Below are 16,395 nucleotides of genomic sequence, written 5' to 3'. Positions count from 1 at the left end.
TAGATTTAATGCTACAAACTTTGACCAACTTAAATTAAGTTTGTAATGCTGTTGATAAGTGCGTTGAATATTACAAATATCAGGACGAGAGTCATAAATAGTGCAGAAATTTTGAACGCAATCTAAATGCCTGCACACGCCATCTCCTCGGTCCAACTCCACTGTTAATTCAGAGAGCCGAATAGACTTGCAACAAGCGCCGCAGCCTGAACATGGGAATGCATCGTTCATATGTCAATCGTGCTGACATTAGGATTATTCATGTCGGCAATGACTTGTCGTGCTTGAGCTAAGGGTGATTCTTTAACAATCGCAACGATTGAATTCATCATTAAGCCGACCACTTCTGAATTTCCTTCAACCAACGCCTGATCTAAACGTTCAAACGTCCCTTGTATCGTACTAGCACGCTCCTGAAAGGATTTTTCTAAGTAGAGCTTTAAAATAGCTGAGTTTTCTTCAATAGCTTTGATATTAGTATCACGCCACGATTTAATATTTTCACGTTTAGTTTTTTCAATCTCCGCAGTGTTATTGCAATCTTTCCACGCATCAACTAAATTATTAAAGGCATCCATGGCCGCAGTTGAAGGGATCGGAATCGCCTTTGCGACACTAGGTATCTTATTTGTGAAATTCTTAAGCATCTCAGACATCTCCAATTAAATAACTAAAAACCCTGCAATTTTGGCTTTAATGTGCTTGCTGGCTGTGCCGTCACTTTCCATAATCGGTGTATCCGCAATAGCCTTAAGCCCCTTTCCTAGCATACACATCTGTTCAAATGCCACAGGGTTTTGATTATTATTTACTTTTATGGATTCAAATCTTCGCGCTGTTTCAACTAAAGCACTGGCCATTTCTTTTGCGTTATCGCTTAGAGCCACTAAGATAATTTCCGTTGATTTCATTTGTTCAATTGCAATATCTACATCAGCTTCATATTTTTTTGCTTTAGTTAGGGCTTCTTCAGCCTTACTCGCCATCATAAACCCACCGATAGCTAGTGCAGGACCCAGCACAATACCACCTAAGGCTAGTGCACCACCGGCCATCCCGAAGCCACCTGTTGCAAGTGACCCTCCACCTAACCAAGCCAGTGTCGCATTAGTAGCAGCCACTCCACTTAAACCTGAAATAGCTGCGCCTGTTGATGCTGCTGCCAACGTGCCAACGCCACTATAAGCACCTAGCCCGGCAAGAACCCCTGTCACAGCTCCTGATGCAATGCCATGTTCTATTTCTAACGATTTAAGAACTAAGGCTTCCATTTCTTTTAGGCTCTCAACGGAAAAGCTTTGGTCAAATTGGCTTAACGTGGATTGAGCGTTTTTCCCTGAGTTTTTAATCGCCTGAACAAGGTGTTTAATTTGGGTAGTAAAAACTGAAAGTTTGATCTGGCCTAATTTTTCGAACGCAGCATTTGTTTTTTTTCGTTGACTATCTAAATCAGATTCGGCTTCTTTATAACGACTTTCAGCAGATTTACCGATATTTTTGGCATCATCGAAATCACTCATCGCACCAACGCCCTTTACAACGCCTGTACCGGCAAGAAGAGCAGCAGCGCCCCAAAGAATGAGTGGTAATGGCATATAGTTTATAACCTCTAGAATGGCGCACTAAAATAGTGAAGCACGAATATATCAACCACAAACAATACGTTAACAAGCACAAACACACTCTTACTAACAAAAGAAGTTGTGCAAATAGTCCGCATCAATCCTGACAAATCCTGAAATATTAATTACAAGGCGGGCCATCCTACATTCAGCATTCATGTGACATAATTAGGGTTTTCGGCAATCAACTAAATTACTACTCACCACAAAACAGGCTTTCACTGGCAAAAGATGAATATTTACCTGCTAATTCAACGTACACCAATATCGGAAGGTGTTCGCCTACGACTTGTTCGATATTTTTGTTCGATATTTATATGGATCGCGAAGTTAATATAGAGCGCCGTCGCATCATCAAAAATGGTGGAGATGCAGCAGACCTTTGGGAAGACAGTAATTGGCAGTTCGACTACATGTCACTTGAAGAGGACGAAGCCAGCTTTCATTCGCGACAAATCTTGGAACGAGCTCGCAAACTTCGCATTTCTACCCCGTTAATGTTCGAGGACCATGTTTTATCCGCTGATTACCAGCGAAGTGGATTGAACGGTCACCACCTTTTTTTATAACTCCCCGGAGAGACAAAGGTTCGTTTAGCCATACGCGAGGAGGAGAAATATCGGTCAGAACGTTAGGCACGGCGCATCCCTTATATCACCGCTCTTAGTGGACTAATTTGGTTCAATCACCGGTCTTGTGGCTCTTTTAGGCAAATGGGGAACGTAGTCCCCCTCTTTTGTGAAACATTATCAAACGATCATCACCCATCCCCGACCAGCCCCTCAGTTTAATCGCTAGGCCGCATGAAGGGGCACTCCATATTCTTCGTCTCTATCTAACAATCGGCAAATCCGCCCACCGTGTAGTCCAATACGGCGATAAGGTGTTCTGCCGCATTTTCCAGCCGTGATTAAATCCCGCACTGGCAACGCGGATTGAGCCTCTTCCCCATTGGCGATTGATGTCGTCCATCACTTTATTGAGTGCCGCACGTTTGATTGGGTCGGCGGTTTGCAGAAATAGATGGCCTTGGACTGCCGTTCTTGGCTGCAGGTCACACAGCATTACGCCTGCTTTGGCATAGGCAAAGCCCGTTCGATAAATACGTTTGAGCACCCATAGCGCGGCGCGGGTCAGTAGTAGCGTATCGTCACTGGCTTGCGTGAGCGGGACGAGGATGTGCTGACTGTATTGTGGGTCTTTGGGGCGAAACGGGTTGGTGCGTATAAACACCGCCAAACTGCCTGCGAGTGAGCCTTGTTGACGTAGTTTTTCAGCGGCACGAGCGATGTAGGTGCTGATGGCTTCACCTAATTCTTGCTCGGTATAAATCTCTTGGCCAAAGCTACGTGAACACAGTATTTGCTGTTTGTCGGGCGTCGATTCTTCCAGTTCAATACTCGGTATGCCGCGTAGTTCGTGTACGGTGCGTTGCACGACAATGCTGTGGCGTTGCCGTATCTGGTCAGCATTGCTGGCCCTTAAATCTGCGATGGTATGTATCCCTTCTTGCGCCATGCGCTCTGATATTCGGCGGCCAATACCCCATACATCACCCACTGGCAAAGCCTGCATTTGCGCGTCTTGTTGGTTGGGGTTGAGTTGCTGCCATGCACACACACCATTGAATGGCGCTTGTTTCTTGGCGATGTGATTAGCAAGTTTGGCGAGCGTTTTGGTTGGCGCAATGCCAACGCACACGGGTAAGCCCGTCCATTGCAATACGGTGCGGCGAATGTCTTGCGCCAGCTCGGTATGGTCTTGCAGCAAGCCGTCAAAACTCAAAAAGCATTCGTCGATGCTATAAATCTCTTGGTTCGGGCTAAAGCGGCTGAGTATGGTCATTACCCGATGGCTCATATCGGCATACAGCGCGTAATTGCTGCTACGGGCGATGATGCCTTCTTGCTGCGCAAAGTCACGCAGTTGATGCCACGGTGCTGCCATTTTGATGCCCAGTGCTTTGGCTTCGCTGCTGCGCGCCACCACACAGCCATCATTATTCGAGAGCACCACCACAGGCTTACCCATCAGCTTGGGCTCAAATACCCGCTGGCACGATACATAGAAATTATTCACATCAACCAAGGCAATCATCGCGGCCTCGCTATCCACGCCGTCACTACGCCCCAAATTGATAGCTCTTGCTCTTCGCCCAATACAATCGGCGGATAGACTGGATTTTCAGCAATCAACGCCAAGCGTGCGCCACGGCAGTACAAGCGCTTCACGGTAAAATCGCCATCAATCACTGCCACAACAATATCGTCGTGCTTGGCGCTCAAGGCACGGTCAACAATCAGCGTTGCACCATCAGGGATGGAGCGCTCGGCCAGACTGCTGACCATGCTGTCACCTGCAACCGTAAAGTAAAAGGTTGCCTCGGGATGCTGCACATAACGCTGATTCAAATCGACGCGCTCTTCGGCCCAATCTTCGGCTGGCGACGGAAATCCCGCCGAAACTGAAACACCCATAACGGGCAAATAGAGTGACTTTGCTTCAAGTGCAGCGGGGATTGGCGGGTGCAAATGCAATGACATGAGTTATCCTGAAACCATCTGAATCAGAATATTATAGAACGAACGTTCTTTTCTATGTGCGTAAATTACATTCCAATTCCTAAACGGTTAGTGCTTAGCCAATTTGCCGCGATTGAACCCAAGGCCGACTGGCCCGATGAAGTGTGGCAAGACTACGCTGCGCCGATGATTGTGCATGGTCGCCAAGGCCGACAAGCTGTGGTCGCGAACTACGGTTTTTTGCCCAAAGCCAAACTACCGCAAGGTGCGCGCTACAGCACTATGAACGCCCGCGCCGAAACCATAGGCCAACTCAAAAGCTATCAAGCAGCATGGCAACGCAGCCAGCTTTGTCTGGTGCCAATGCTGGGCTTTTTTGAGCCGTGCTATGAATCAGGCAAAGCGGTAAGACATCAAATCAGCTTGCTCAATGATGCACCGTTTGCGGTGGCGGGATTGTGGCGCGCATGGGAAGAAGAGAATGGCCGACGCAGCTATTCGTTCACGCAAATCACTATCAACGCTGACGAACACCCGCTCATGAAGCGAATGCACAAGCCAAACGATGAAAAGCGAAACCTAGTCATCATCCCCGAAGCCGACTATGACGCGTGGTTGGATTGCAAAAACCCTGAGCTGGCGAAAGCGTTTTTGAAGAATTACCCAGCTGAGTTGATGCGCACGCATGCCTTACCGCAAATTCGGTCACACTCCATACGCTCATCACAGCAATCTTTGTTTTGATTGCTGAAGACGTGGCTTCAATATCTTTTGGTTAAAATTTAATCAAAAATACAACGGAATTTATTAACTAAGTTGACGAGCTTGATATGCCAAATGTAAGATTTTGCTATAGTTGGGGATCAACCTCATCCAGAACTCATAATAATCGTTATCCGCCAAGCCCGCTTTTGCGGGTTTTTTCGTTTCTAGCCCTGCTTTCTTGGTGGGGCTTTTTTTTGGGAGCAACTTATGGAAATGCTACAAGACAGTCTGATTAACACATGGGGGCTTTCAACCGAGCAGATTGGGGCTTATTACTTGCTACTAACGGCCAGCCGAATTAATGGCGGCATTCCGAATAACGACAAAATCTTGCAGCAAATCACAAGATTATCGGCCTACCAGTGGAAAAAACATAAGCCCGTTTTGGCGTCGTATTTCACTGTGACGAGCACTAACTGGAAACCAAAGTAGTCATTAAATTTTCGGGTAATTACGAGTAACCAGTAGCACTAAGGCGACCTTTGGGTTGCCATTTTTTTTTGGTAAATTTGAATGACACAACTTGCTCACCAAACCCAAAATGTAAAGTCTATTCATCCCAAGCGCTGCAAGGGTTTGAATAGCCCTAGCAAAAAGGGGTTTAAACCTAGTGGTTTAGCTTCTGGTTTAGCTTGTGATACACCCGACCCCAAAAATCCACGGATGAAAGTCCGAAATGAAATCACCTCGGTCGCGTCGAGCGCAAAGAAATTTCGACAAGTTTTTAAACCAATCTGGCAAGCCATTGAGCAAGTATTCAATGAAGGATTGGCAACATCTAAGCGACCTATCGCGATTGTGGTTCGGTTTACAACCCTCAATAATGAAAGCATATCGAAGGTCATGAAAACCTTGTCAGGGCGCATGTTACGGAAAGGGGCGAGAATGCACTATGTCTGGTGCCATGAGATTAGGTCGCACGATTATGAAGGGGTTGAATGTGACTATGAGCATTATCATGCGATATGTATTTTGGATAAATCCGTGCATACGTTAGCTAAGTTTTATGCGATATGCACTGATTTGAAAAAAACTGGCTGGCTAGATAGTTTCCACCTTAGCAAGGACGCGGGCTCAACAAAAGTACACGATTTAAAGACCGTAGAGGGTTATCAGGAGGCAAAGTGGCATGCGAGCTACATCGCAAAAGTAGAAACCAAAATACCTACCCATGGTCGACGATTGTATGGGCGTTCAAAGATTAACCATCACGATTTAATGCCATTGCCCACTAAACATAGACTTAAACCTCTCAATGACCGCGAGTTAGATAGGGAGGTTGATTTTATTCAAGCATGCCATGTCGATGACTTGAATCATTTGGCAACAAAACACATAGAGAATACACAAACAACCGCGCAACATCAAACCGCCACTTCGGCGGTTTTTTTATGTCGAGAGGAAATAAATATGACGAGTAAATCTAGTCAGCAGCCAGTAAAACATGGCACAAATGCAAAGCCAGATAGCGAACGCTACCGCAATGACCGTGCAGGCCATGCAATTGACTGGAACTCGATAGAGCGTGATTTTATCGCCGGAATATTGTCGATTCGAGCGATTGCATCAGGTGCAAATATTGCTGACATCACCGTTCGGCGCAAAGCTTCTTTAGAAGGCTGGCAACGCAATCTCGTCCCGCGCGTATTGGCGACGGCTCAAAATTCAATGTTGATTGATATTGGTGATGAGCACAAAGAACGTGAACGACGCAAAACCCAGCAAGACAATGGTGCTGCGTTCAGTAATCACGGCGTTCAGTCCTTGCTGACGCAAACCCTACGCGCGCGAGGAGATAGTGCGTCCACATGTGCCGATGATGGCGAGCAAGACGCTTTAAGCGTATCGGGTCAAACCATCATCAACATAATGCGCACCCATCGGCAAGACATCGCCAAAGCGCGTGAAGTGGTGAACAAACTAATGCATGAATTACGACCAAACTGCTCGCTAAGCTTAACAGAGTTGCTCGAATTGGCATTCAATGATGACTATGATGAAAATACGCGGCAAATCTATCAAAAACTCGCCATTGAGCGCGCAATCAATCTAGCTGACCATGCTAGGGTGGCACGTGACTTGATGAGCGCGCTTAAAGTGGTCATCACACTAGAGCGACAAGCTTTAAGAATCAATGAAATGAGTCGCTATACAGCAGCATCAAAATCGATTCAATCGAAACCCGACCCCATACCAGTACAAACCATTCAGGAAATAATTGATAAAGTTAAAAACAATTACTTTATCAATTGATTTACATATAACGCAATTAGCAATAAAAACCATTAGCATTACATACTTAACATAATGACCCGCCGCGAGCGGGTTTTTTCATTTTCTGCGCTGTGAACTCAAGCTTACCAACCCCACCCTAGGTGGGTTTTTTTATGGGAAAATAAAATGAGAAAAAACATGAAGAGAAAAGAAACCGCAAAATTTTTAAGTATGAGTGCAGATACGTTAGACCGCAGAGTGAAGAATGACCCGACCTTTCCCAAACACTACAAAATTGGTCGAATTAAATTTTGGTATTTAGATGAAATCGAATCATGGCTAAAAACTAAGCGCAGTGTATGAGTAGTTAACTCGACACATAGATGACTTAAATCAACAAAGAAACCGCCTACTCTGGCGGTTTTTTTATGCCAACAATTCTGAATAATATATACGAATAAAAACATGAAAAAAAATTACTCTATTTATGAAACAGCTAGCTTACTAGGAATTAGCATTCGTGGGGTACACCGCTTCGCAACTAATGACCCTACATTTCCACGACGCCTAAAGTTAGGACGAAAAACGCTATTTAATATAAATGATTTAAGCGAATGGCTTGAATCAAAACGAGCTAACTAAAAATTAGTTTTAAATAAATAAGTACGGTCGCCTCACTCAGCTTGAATGATGGCAACGCAAGCACATGATTTAAATAGGCTTGTTGTTTTTTACATTCAAACTACCTGGAGTCAACCCACTTATAAGCATTAAATCACCGCAAGCTTTCTTAAGCTACATCATCTAGATGCAATTTGTGGCGCTCGTTTTTGACATTCTAAAACAAAATTATTAACTCGAGAATCATCACCAGCTTCACAAAGCATTAATGCATCGCCCAAAATATTTAACGCCCAGCAACGGTTATTCCAACTGGCAAAGCGCGCATATTTGGGTGTTACTGAATTAGTATTTGCAGGTGCGTGCGCCAAAATACGCTCAACCACCCCCCAATCCTCACCAATTAACTCGCACAATCTAGTAGCCACTGTACGTCGCAAGTCATATAACGTCCATTTTCCATTAGGCAGGTTATATAACGTGGCCTCTTTTCTAGAACGATGATTTTTTAAGCGTACCTCAAGACGTTTTCGATATTGTTCATCAGACTCCCCATCTTCACAATAAAATTGTCGTGTCGTGATATCACTACCCACATTGCCACGCAACACCGATGAATTTTCTTTAATCGGGGCAGGAAACACGAAATCATTAATGCGAAGTTCTGACATTATTTCTAACTGCTTTAATGCAAATGGCGATAGATGAACATCGTGTCGCTTACGTGCCTTCATTGCTCCAGCAGGAAATACAATTAAACACTCCTCTCTCGATATCCATGCCCAACGCATTTTAACCGCCTCAGAAGCACGTATACCCGTTGCCAGCATAAATCGAATAATACATTTTCCAGTAATCGCCTGCATTGAGCTAGGCAGTCTGCTGGACAATAAAATAGTCAATTCATTAAAATGAATTGCTCGTCCAGCTTTACCATACTCAGCATCTTCCCCAATGATTGCAGCGCCATTTTTAGCGATAAATTTCTCAAGATTGAAATTCTCAATTTTCTGGTCGTCGCTAACGACCTTCAATTTCACAGGCAACGACAATGACAGCAATTCATGACCACTAGCCACTAATTGACGCTGAAGCCCCCATGAAATAACTTGCTTTAAAAATGTTAAAGCTCTCCGCGCAGACCCAACCTTACCATCCAAAATCATTTGGTCAAAATGGCGAAAAAACTCACCGGCTGTAACGGTACTTATCTTTTTTTTTCCAATGCACGGCGAAATGTGGCATCGCCATAAAGATCTTCTTGTCGCACGCCAGCTGGGGTCAATCTGTGCACCATGGTGAGCATCCCAAGATTGAAACAAATCATCCATAGTCAACTCTGCTGCCGCAACTAACTGAGCTTGAGCCAAGGCATCTTCCACTTTTATTTGCTCTAAACGCGCTTGCTTTTCGCGCTCAGCATCTATCAACGCATCTTTTGCCGACTCAATAGGGTCGACACCTGAAGACACCAAACTACGCAGGCGATTACGCTCAGCACGAATTTTGCTCAAACTTTTCAGAGGCCATGTTCCGCATCGCTTTTCGCGACGTTTTTTACCAACTCGAAATTGGTAGGTAAATGCGACACTAATGCCACCACCACGGTCAACATGAACGACACCTGTTAAGCCGCCACCATCCTTCAGTGAACGCCCCTTGTCTTGAGTTGATAATTTATCAAGCAAGTCTTTAGAGAGTATTTCTTCTATTTTTGCCACGCTAGCGCCCCGACAATTGCCCCGACAGGTTTTTAGGTCTCATACTGAATTGTGGCACACTAAAATTATTTAACGCAATTAAAAACCCATGAAAACATAAGCATTTTGGTGTTTTTTGCACACCAATGCGTACTACTGGCACGATACGGGATCAGTTTCCGAAACTGAGGGTCACAGGTTCGATTCCTGTCGGGCGCACCAATCAAATCAACGACTTAGCCCAAAACAAACACAAAAACCACTGCGCTAAGTTCGTTTACCGCCTCCTGCAGACTTCCAGCTTATATTTTTTTGCCGGCACACCAAAAAGAGACAGCCAAGCAAAATACACGGCAACAATCTTCGCTTTGCTACCTTTTTTAGCCGTTCACCGGCAAAAACCATAAAAACTTAAGCACTCCTGACTCCGCCACCACAACTAGACTCACTAAATACTTATTACCCGATATCAGCAACACAACATCGTCACCTTTATCAGCCCAACAAAAGCACCATCGCAAAGTGCGTTTCGCACGCCAAATCAAACTACACATCAACCAAATCTACGACCCTACGGACTCAGCCTCAGCCCAAGCCACAACTTAAACCCGCCCTTCTGCGCCAATGCTTGCGCCTTCATTGCGGCTTTTAAGCAACAAAACCACATTACCAACACCATCAAAACAGGCCGGCGACGGCCAAGGCAACGCCCCTTTCAACCAACCACCACCTCGATGAGTTTTAGATTGCGCTGTTTGCTTGCGTTTTTTGCGCCAAATACAAACCCAGCATCACCATAGCAAACCCTAACACCACGCTTAACAATAAATACGCGCAGGCCATTAGCCATTCACCCGGCGTTTTAAGCATGGTTAATGAGCCATAGATATAACTAGAAAACGTCGACATTCCACCCATAATGCCGGTGCCGACCATGGTATGCACGTGATGGTGAATCATAACGCGGCGATGAAAACTAGTAGAAAGGCCCAGCAAAAAACTGGCCAGCATATTGGCAATAAAAATATCCAATGGAAAACCGCCAGTTACCGGAGGAATCAACAGCATGATAAATTCTCGGCACATCGCGCCAAAAGCGCCGCCGACAAAAATGAGAATAATCCAATTAGCCACAGCGCACTCCTAGCGAGACAATAGCGCCAGCCAAGCGCCCAATATGGCGGCTACCAGCCCTGCAAATACCGACAATAACAAATACACAACGGCCATCTTGCCACGGCCCGAATCGGTCAATTTCGCGGCATCCAATTGCATACTACTAAACGTGGTAAACCCACCCAAAGCGCCCGTCAACACGCCGGCATTGAGTGGCGTACCAAAGCGCTCACGCCAATCAATCGAAAACAAAATCGACAGATAGGCAATCACAAACGCGCCGCTCACATTAATCAACAAAGTCCCCCACGGAAAAACCCCGTGATAACGCTCGCCAAACCAAAGCCCCACCCGCCAACGCGCCAACGAGCCCAAACCGCCCCCCAACCCTACCCACATCACATCCAATGCTGAGACCATCGCCCACCTCCTGAATCACCTTGAAACCCAAGCCAGCTAGGTCACGCTTTAACATAGCCGATATTGCTCACCCTTAGCCCCATTGATGCCAGCAGGCGTAAAAACTGCGCACGAAAAAAAACAGCACTTCAAGTCAAAGCCTAGCGACTCCAACTTAAAATGCTGTCTATTAATTTACTTCTAAGTTACATCAATCAACAAGGGCACTTATTGACATTGCCCGCACCCGGAAAACGAGCATCAAGACAATAGCGATAAAATGCTTCTCGACTTAATGGCTCAGCACCAGGGTGCTGGCGGCGCATATGATCATAATAATATTCATAATCATGTATCCCCACCATTAAACGACAAGTTTGCACTACTTTTTGCGCGGTATCTTTCAGTCCCGTCAACCAGTTAGAGCCCAAACTAAAGCGGCGAAAGTCTTCTGGCGACATCAAAACACCGTACGGATTGGTTAACCGCTGTTCGGCCACGTAGCGGTCATACTCATCCTGAAACACTTCATCGCTCACCACCGGTGCTTTGGTGGCGGGCAATAAAAAACTCAAATCAAGCACGACCAGCCTCTACGCTGACTTCACCACCGATTTCATTCACTGTCGGCTTAGCATGGCCAAATGCTTTGCGTGCATGAATAATCGTTGCAATCAACATTGTCACCGCCACCAACATAAAGAAGGCGCACAAACCGGCGTTAATTTGATTGTTGAACACAATGCGTTCCATATCGGCAATGCTTTTTGCTGGGGCTAACAACGTACCATCCGCAATAGCACCCTTAAAGCGATTGGCTTGTGCCAAGAAACCAATTTTTGGGTTTTCATGGAATATTTTTTGCCAACCCGCCGTCATCGACGTAATAAACAACCAAGTTGTCGGCAACAACGTCACCCAGATATAGCGCTCTTTTTTCATCTTAAACAGCACGACCGTACCCAACAACAAGGCCATCGATGCGAGCATTTGATTACCAATACCAAACAGTGGCCATAGCGTATTAATCCCGCCCAATGGATCAGTCACCCCTTGGTATACAAAAAAGCCCCAGCCCGATACTGCAACGGCGGTACCCAACATATTGCCAACCCAAGAATTGCTTTTTGCCACGCCTGGAATAAACACACCCACTGTGTCTTGCACCATAAAGCGGCAAGCACGGGTACCGGCATCCACTGCAGTCAAGATAAACAGCGCTTCAAACAAGATGGCAAAGTGATACCAGAACGACATCATGGCTTTGCTACCAAAGATATCGGAAATAATGTGCGCCATACCCACTGCAAACGTCGGAGCACCACCAGCACGTGACAAGATTGAATGCTCGCCAACGTCTTTGGCCATTTGCGTCAAAATCTCAGGCGTTACCACAAAGCCCCAGCTATTAATTGCCGCTGAAGCCGACTCCACCGTCGTGCCAATTAAAGCCGCCGGCGAATTCATCGCAAAATACACGCCAGGCTCAAGCACCGAAGCGCAGATCAAAGCCATGATGGCAACGAATGACTCGCACAACATTGAGCCATAACCAACCACGCGCATATGACTTTCTTTTTCGATCAGCTTTGGCGTAGTACCTGATGAAACCAAGGCATGGAAACCAGAAATCGCACCGCAGGCAATGGTAATAAACAAGAACGGGAACAAAGAACCCGAAAACACCGGACCTGAACCATCAATAAATTGGGTCACAGCAGGCATTTTTAGCTCAGGCGCCGCAAAAATAATCCCCACGGCCAAACCAGCAATCACACCAATTTTTAAGAATGTCGACAAATAATCGCGTGGTGCTAATAGCAACCAAACTGGCAATGCCGAAGCCACAAAACCATAGATCACTAAGGCCACAGTCAACTGCGGACCAGTCATGGTAAAGAATGGACCCCAGTAAGCATGCGCGGCGATATTTTCACCGAACACGATCGCAGCCATCATCAGCACAAAACCAATGATGGAAATCTCACCAATACGCCCCGGGCGTAGGTAGCGCATATACACGCCCATAAACAAGGCGATAGGAATCGTTGCCGCAATCGAGAACACACCCCATGGGCTTTCTGCCAAGGCTTTAATCACCACCAAAGCCAAAGCCGACAAGATGATAATCATCACGCCCAAAGCGCCGACCATCACAATAAAGCCTGGCACTACACCGAGCTCTTGCTTCGCCATTTCGCCAAGCGAGCGGCCATCGCGGCGCGTCGAAATAAACAAAATCAAGAAGTCTTGCACCGCACCCGCCAGCATCACGCCGACCAAGATCCAGATTGTGCCCGGCAAGAAACCCATTTGCGCCGCCAAAATTGGCCCCACCAAAGGACCAGCACCAGCAATTGCGGCAAAGTGGTGACCAAACAACACCCACTTATTGGTCGGCACATAATCGAGTCCGTCATTGCGACGCACTGCCGGCGTTAAACGACGATCATCCAATTCAAACACGCGCTCGGCGATAAATTTTGAATAAAAGCGATAGGCAATGCTGTAACAAGAGATAGCGACCAGCACCAGCCAAACTGCGTTGACGTGCTCTCCGCGCGATAAGGCCAGCATGGCAAAAGAGAATGCGCCAACCAGCGCAACCGCCATCCATACCCCCCACTGTTTGATTGAGTTCATTTCGATCTCATTAATTAGTTTATGACACGCCAATGCTAAAACAGCCCTTACCGCCAGTGACGATCAAACTCAGTGAGTGGTAATGAGCGTAATTAAGCGGTGTGAATATTTACTTTAGCGGTGGCGCGGTGGCGGGATTGGGGATTGGGGATTGGGGATTGGGGATTGGGGATTGGGGATTGGGGATTGGGGATTGGGGATTGGGGATTGGCAGGTATATCGCCAAGCATTTTATCAGTCAACGCCTAGCGATATATACCTTTAAAAGCATTCTTTACATCACTTCAGGCTAAAGCAAAACCCCCAACTGCGCTTTCAGCGGCTTTAAAAACCTGCGGCTTACCGGCACATTGAGTCCAGCCCGCGTAATCACCTCGCCACCACCGGTCTCACCCAAAACAATCTGAGCTACTTTTTCGGGATGAACCAGATATTGCCGATGGCAACGCAGCAAGCCGGTTTTTTCTTCCAGCACCTTTAATGTCAGCTCAGTAAAATGCTCTGTGCCGTCTTGCGTCACCAAATACACGCCAGACAAACGCGCTACAACGTAATCGACCTCATCGAGCGGCAATAATAAGATCCGATCATGCCGATGACACGGCAATTGTCTGAGTGCTTGCCGAGGCGCAATTAAATTGTAATCCGGTGCCGCGCCATTTTGCTTACTTAAGCGCGCCAAGGTTTTATTCAATCGGCTAGCTAGCACCGGTTTCAGCAAATAATCAAAAGCGTGCTCTTCAAATGCTTTCACGGCATGTTCGTCAAACGCTGTCACAAACACGATCTGCGGTATTTTATCGGGGTCGAGCATACCCACCAATTCCAGGCCAGAAATCCTGGGCATTTGAATATCCAAAAACACCACATCTGGGCGCAAACGATAAATCATTTGCATCGCCTCGATGGCATTACTCGCCTCCCCCACGACGTCAATGCCCGCGTCCTCGAGTAAACAGCGCAACTCATCGCGCGCCAACGGTTCATCATCAACCAATAAAGCTTGAATCACAATTCCTCCACCGCCAACAATTCATCAACCACCAAAGGCAAACTTAAACTGATCCGGGTAAATTGCTCGGGCACGTGCGCTATGCTCAAACCGTACTCTGGACCAAACTGCGCTTTTAAGCGTCGATCCACCAAGCTCATCCCCATGCCATCACTGCTTCTTCCCAAGGCATTAAAAAGACCGGCATTGTCTTCAACGTGTAGCAGCAAGGTATTACCCCGACTCGCGGGCTCAGCGTAAAGGCGTATTTTTCCTATCCCGAGCAGCTGCGACGTACCATGCTTAATCGCATTTTCAACCAAGGGTTGCAATGAAAACGCCGGCAAGCCCACTTGACTAAATTGCGAGTCAATCTCGACATCAACCTGCAAACGCTCAGCAAAGCGCGCCAATTCAATTTGCAAATAGGCATTCACATGTTCGATTTCATCGGCCAATGTGGCAGTACCATCGGGGCGTTTGAGGTTTTTACGAAAAAAAGTCGATAGATGCTGCACCAAAATTCGCGCTCGCGCCGGATCAATCCGAATCACCGCATTTAAGGTATTCAGTGCATTAAATAAAAAATGCGGATTCACTTGTGCATGCAGTAGTTTAATTTCTGCCTGCGCCAGCAAAGCGCGCTGCGCCTCGATCCGGCCAGTCAGAATTTGCCGCGACAATAGCTTAGCTATGCCCTCACCCAAGGTTCGGTTGAGCTTGGCAAACAACCGCCCCTTGGGTTCATACAGCTTAATGGTACCGATGACTTGATCATCCGCGTCTTGCAATGGAATCACCAAGGTCGAACCAAGGCGACACTCGGGATGAATCGAGCATTTATAGGCAATCTCATTGCCATCGGCGTACACCACCCGATTGTCACGAATCGCGTCTTGCGTATGCTTGGAGGTAATGGGGGTGCCGGGCAAATGATGATCAGACCCCGCGCCGGTAAACGCCAGCAATTTTTCTCTATCGGTAATCGCTACCGCACCAACGCCGGTTTCTTCGGAAATAATCTGCGCCACGCGCATTGAATTGGCTTCGTTAAAGCTAGTACGAAATAAACCCTCAGTTCTGGCCGCAATCCGCAGCGCACGCGCTGAAAAAGCACTCGAATACTGTTCAGCCATTGCCCGCCGATCGAGCAATAAGCGCATAAACATGGCCGCCCCGACACTATTGGCAATCAGCATCGGTAAGGCCACGCTATTGACCACACCATACGCCACTGAATACGGCCGAGTAGCAGCCAGGATAATCATCATTTGCATCATTTCAGCCAGCAAAGTCACCACCCCGACCAAGGCCGGCTGAAACAATAAATCAACCCGAGCACGGCTAATTAAAGCGCGATGCACCAAGCCGCCAAGCAAACCTTCGCAAATTGTTGAAATCATACAGGCTAAATCAGTGGGGCCACCGAGTGAGTAGCGATGCAGCCCGCCGGTAAACCCCACCGCCAACCCGACTGAAGGGCCGCCCAATAAGCCGCCCAACACGGCGCCGATTGCACGAATATTCGCAATCGAGTCATCGACCTTGAGCCCCAAATACGTGCCAAGGATACAAAAACCAGAAAAAACCAAATAGCACGTCAGTTTATGCGGCAAGCGAATGGTGACTTGCATCAAAGGCGTAAACAATGGCGTGCGCGCCAACAACCAAGCGATAACCAAAAAAATGCAGGTTTGCTGGAGTAATTGCAAAACAAGGGAGAGTTGCTGCGACAACATGGCGGCTTTTAAAACAGTGGGGTGATCAGTGCTTATAACGGATTGAATGCACGGTGCCTATTC

General features: G+C 46.8%; 16 protein-coding genes and 1 tRNA gene. 6 read left to right on the top strand and 11 right to left on the bottom strand.

Annotated elements, in window-relative coordinates; all coding sequences use genetic code 11:
- Positions 1–227: 227 nt before the first annotated feature.
- Positions 228–647, bottom strand: a complete 420-nt coding sequence (locus HQN60_RS11740; protein WP_173533818.1) for a hypothetical protein — start codon at positions 645–647, stop codon at positions 228–230.
- A gap of 15 nt (positions 648–662) precedes the next feature.
- Complete coding sequence (locus tag HQN60_RS11735; protein ID WP_173533817.1) at positions 663–1,595, bottom strand: TrbL/VirB6 family protein; 933 nt, start codon at positions 1,593–1,595, stop codon at positions 663–665.
- 344 nt (positions 1,596–1,939) lie between these two features.
- Between HQN60_RS11735 and HQN60_RS11730 the strand changes: the two genes are divergently transcribed.
- Positions 1,940–2,191: a hypothetical protein gene (locus HQN60_RS11730; RefSeq protein ID WP_173533816.1), complete on the top strand. Its 252-nt coding sequence runs from the start codon at positions 1,940–1,942 to the stop codon at positions 2,189–2,191.
- Between the two features lie 262 nt (positions 2,192–2,453).
- On the opposite strand, the gene HQN60_RS11725 is transcribed toward HQN60_RS11730, so the two are convergent.
- The gene (locus HQN60_RS11725) at positions 2,454–3,755 is read right to left on the bottom strand and encodes a Y-family DNA polymerase (protein WP_217390126.1); all 1,302 of its coding nucleotides are present in this window, start codon (positions 3,753–3,755) and stop codon (positions 2,454–2,456) included.
- Positions 3,716–4,165, bottom strand: a complete 450-nt coding sequence (locus HQN60_RS11720; RefSeq protein ID WP_173533815.1) for a LexA family protein — start codon at positions 4,163–4,165, stop codon at positions 3,716–3,718. The genes HQN60_RS11725 and HQN60_RS11720 overlap by 40 nt, the downstream gene beginning before the upstream one ends.
- A 54-nt stretch (positions 4,166–4,219) precedes the next feature.
- Here HQN60_RS11720 and HQN60_RS11715 point away from each other — a divergent pair, with 54 nt between their 5' ends.
- From HQN60_RS11715 to HQN60_RS16485, 4 genes are all read left to right on the top strand, one after another.
- Complete coding sequence (locus tag HQN60_RS11715; RefSeq protein WP_173533814.1) at positions 4,220–4,888, top strand: SOS response-associated peptidase; 669 nt, start codon at positions 4,220–4,222, stop codon at positions 4,886–4,888.
- Between the two features lie 228 nt (positions 4,889–5,116).
- Positions 5,117–5,341 carry a DUF1376 domain-containing protein gene (locus HQN60_RS11710; RefSeq protein ID WP_173533813.1) on the top strand — a complete coding sequence of 75 codons (225 nt, stop codon included), beginning with the start codon at positions 5,117–5,119 and terminating at the stop codon, positions 5,339–5,341.
- A gap of 81 nt (positions 5,342–5,422) precedes the next feature.
- The gene (locus tag HQN60_RS11705; protein WP_173533812.1) at positions 5,423–7,162 is read left to right on the top strand and encodes a YagK/YfjJ domain-containing protein; all 1,740 of its coding nucleotides are present in this window, start codon (positions 5,423–5,425) and stop codon (positions 7,160–7,162) included.
- 426 nt (positions 7,163–7,588) lie between these two features.
- The gene (locus tag HQN60_RS16485; protein WP_173533810.1) at positions 7,589–7,765 is read left to right on the top strand and encodes a helix-turn-helix transcriptional regulator; all 177 of its coding nucleotides are present in this window, start codon (positions 7,589–7,591) and stop codon (positions 7,763–7,765) included.
- A 158-nt stretch (positions 7,766–7,923) separates the two neighbouring features.
- Here the strand turns inward: HQN60_RS16485 and HQN60_RS11690 are convergent, their stop codons facing one another.
- The gene (locus tag HQN60_RS11690) at positions 7,924–9,465 is read right to left on the bottom strand and encodes a tyrosine-type recombinase/integrase (protein ID WP_173533809.1); all 1,542 of its coding nucleotides are present in this window, start codon (positions 9,463–9,465) and stop codon (positions 7,924–7,926) included.
- A gap of 127 nt (positions 9,466–9,592) precedes the next feature.
- On the opposite strand from HQN60_RS11690, the gene HQN60_RS11685 reads away from it, so the two are divergent.
- Positions 9,593–9,666 (top strand) — tRNA-Arg (locus HQN60_RS11685).
- A gap of 519 nt (positions 9,667–10,185) precedes the next feature.
- Here the strand turns inward: HQN60_RS11685 and HQN60_RS11680 are convergent.
- From HQN60_RS11680 to HQN60_RS11655, 6 genes are all read right to left on the bottom strand, one after another.
- Positions 10,186–10,578, bottom strand: a complete 393-nt coding sequence (locus tag HQN60_RS11680) for a CrcB family protein (protein ID WP_173533808.1) — start codon at positions 10,576–10,578, stop codon at positions 10,186–10,188.
- Positions 10,579–10,587: 9 nt separating this feature from the next.
- A complete protein-coding gene (locus tag HQN60_RS11675) occupies positions 10,588–10,980 on the bottom strand; it encodes a fluoride efflux transporter FluC (protein ID WP_217390124.1) in 393 nt (130 codons plus the stop codon).
- Between the two features lie 194 nt (positions 10,981–11,174).
- Positions 11,175–11,543: a YbdD/YjiX family protein gene (locus HQN60_RS11670; protein WP_254456621.1), complete on the bottom strand. Its 369-nt coding sequence runs from the start codon at positions 11,541–11,543 to the stop codon at positions 11,175–11,177.
- Positions 11,536–13,602: a carbon starvation CstA family protein gene (locus tag HQN60_RS11665; RefSeq protein ID WP_173533807.1), complete on the bottom strand. Its 2,067-nt coding sequence runs from the start codon at positions 13,600–13,602 to the stop codon at positions 11,536–11,538. Before HQN60_RS11665 ends, HQN60_RS11670 begins: the two co-directional genes overlap by 8 nt.
- Before the next feature lie 289 nt (positions 13,603–13,891).
- A complete protein-coding gene (gene btsR / locus HQN60_RS11660) occupies positions 13,892–14,614 on the bottom strand; it encodes a two-component system response regulator BtsR (RefSeq protein WP_173533806.1) in 723 nt (240 codons plus the stop codon).
- Positions 14,611–16,332, bottom strand: coding sequence for a sensor histidine kinase (locus HQN60_RS11655; protein ID WP_173533805.1), 1,722 nt, complete (start codon positions 16,330–16,332; stop codon positions 14,611–14,613). Before HQN60_RS11655 ends, btsR begins: the two co-directional genes overlap by 4 nt.
- Between the last annotated feature and the right edge of the window lie 63 nt (positions 16,333–16,395).

Origin of the sequence: Deefgea piscis (genome assembly GCF_013284055.1) — a bacterium.
GTDB lineage: Bacteria > Pseudomonadota > Gammaproteobacteria > Burkholderiales > Chitinibacteraceae > Deefgea > Deefgea piscis.
This window is presented reverse-complemented; position numbering and strand designations above follow the sequence as displayed.

What these genes read in the sequence shown, in the direction of transcription:
- HQN60_RS11655 (WP_173533805.1), bottom strand. Translation starts at nt 16,332, where the DNA reads ATGTTGTCGCAGCAACTCTCCCTTGTTTTGCAATTACTCCAGCAAACC.
- HQN60_RS11720 (WP_173533815.1), bottom strand. Translation starts at nt 4,165, where the DNA reads ATGTCATTGCATTTGCACCCGCCAATCCCCGCTGCACTTGAAGCAAAG.
- HQN60_RS11675 (WP_217390124.1), bottom strand. Translation starts at nt 10,980, where the DNA reads ATGGTCTCAGCATTGGATGTGATGTGGGTAGGGTTGGGGGGCGGTTTG.
- HQN60_RS11705 (WP_173533812.1), top strand. Translation starts at nt 5,423, where the DNA reads ATGACACAACTTGCTCACCAAACCCAAAATGTAAAGTCTATTCATCCC.
- HQN60_RS11730 (WP_173533816.1), top strand. Translation starts at nt 1,940, where the DNA reads ATGGATCGCGAAGTTAATATAGAGCGCCGTCGCATCATCAAAAATGGT.
- HQN60_RS11665 (WP_173533807.1), bottom strand. Translation starts at nt 13,602, where the DNA reads ATGAACTCAATCAAACAGTGGGGGGTATGGATGGCGGTTGCGCTGGTT.
- HQN60_RS11740 (WP_173533818.1), bottom strand. Translation starts at nt 647, where the DNA reads ATGCTTAAGAATTTCACAAATAAGATACCTAGTGTCGCAAAGGCGATT.
- HQN60_RS11710 (WP_173533813.1), top strand. Translation starts at nt 5,117, where the DNA reads ATGGAAATGCTACAAGACAGTCTGATTAACACATGGGGGCTTTCAACC.
- HQN60_RS11735 (WP_173533817.1), bottom strand. Translation starts at nt 1,595, where the DNA reads ATGCCATTACCACTCATTCTTTGGGGCGCTGCTGCTCTTCTTGCCGGT.
- HQN60_RS16485 (WP_173533810.1), top strand. Translation starts at nt 7,589, where the DNA reads ATGAAAAAAAATTACTCTATTTATGAAACAGCTAGCTTACTAGGAATT.
- HQN60_RS11715 (WP_173533814.1), top strand. Translation starts at nt 4,220, where the DNA reads ATGTGCGTAAATTACATTCCAATTCCTAAACGGTTAGTGCTTAGCCAA.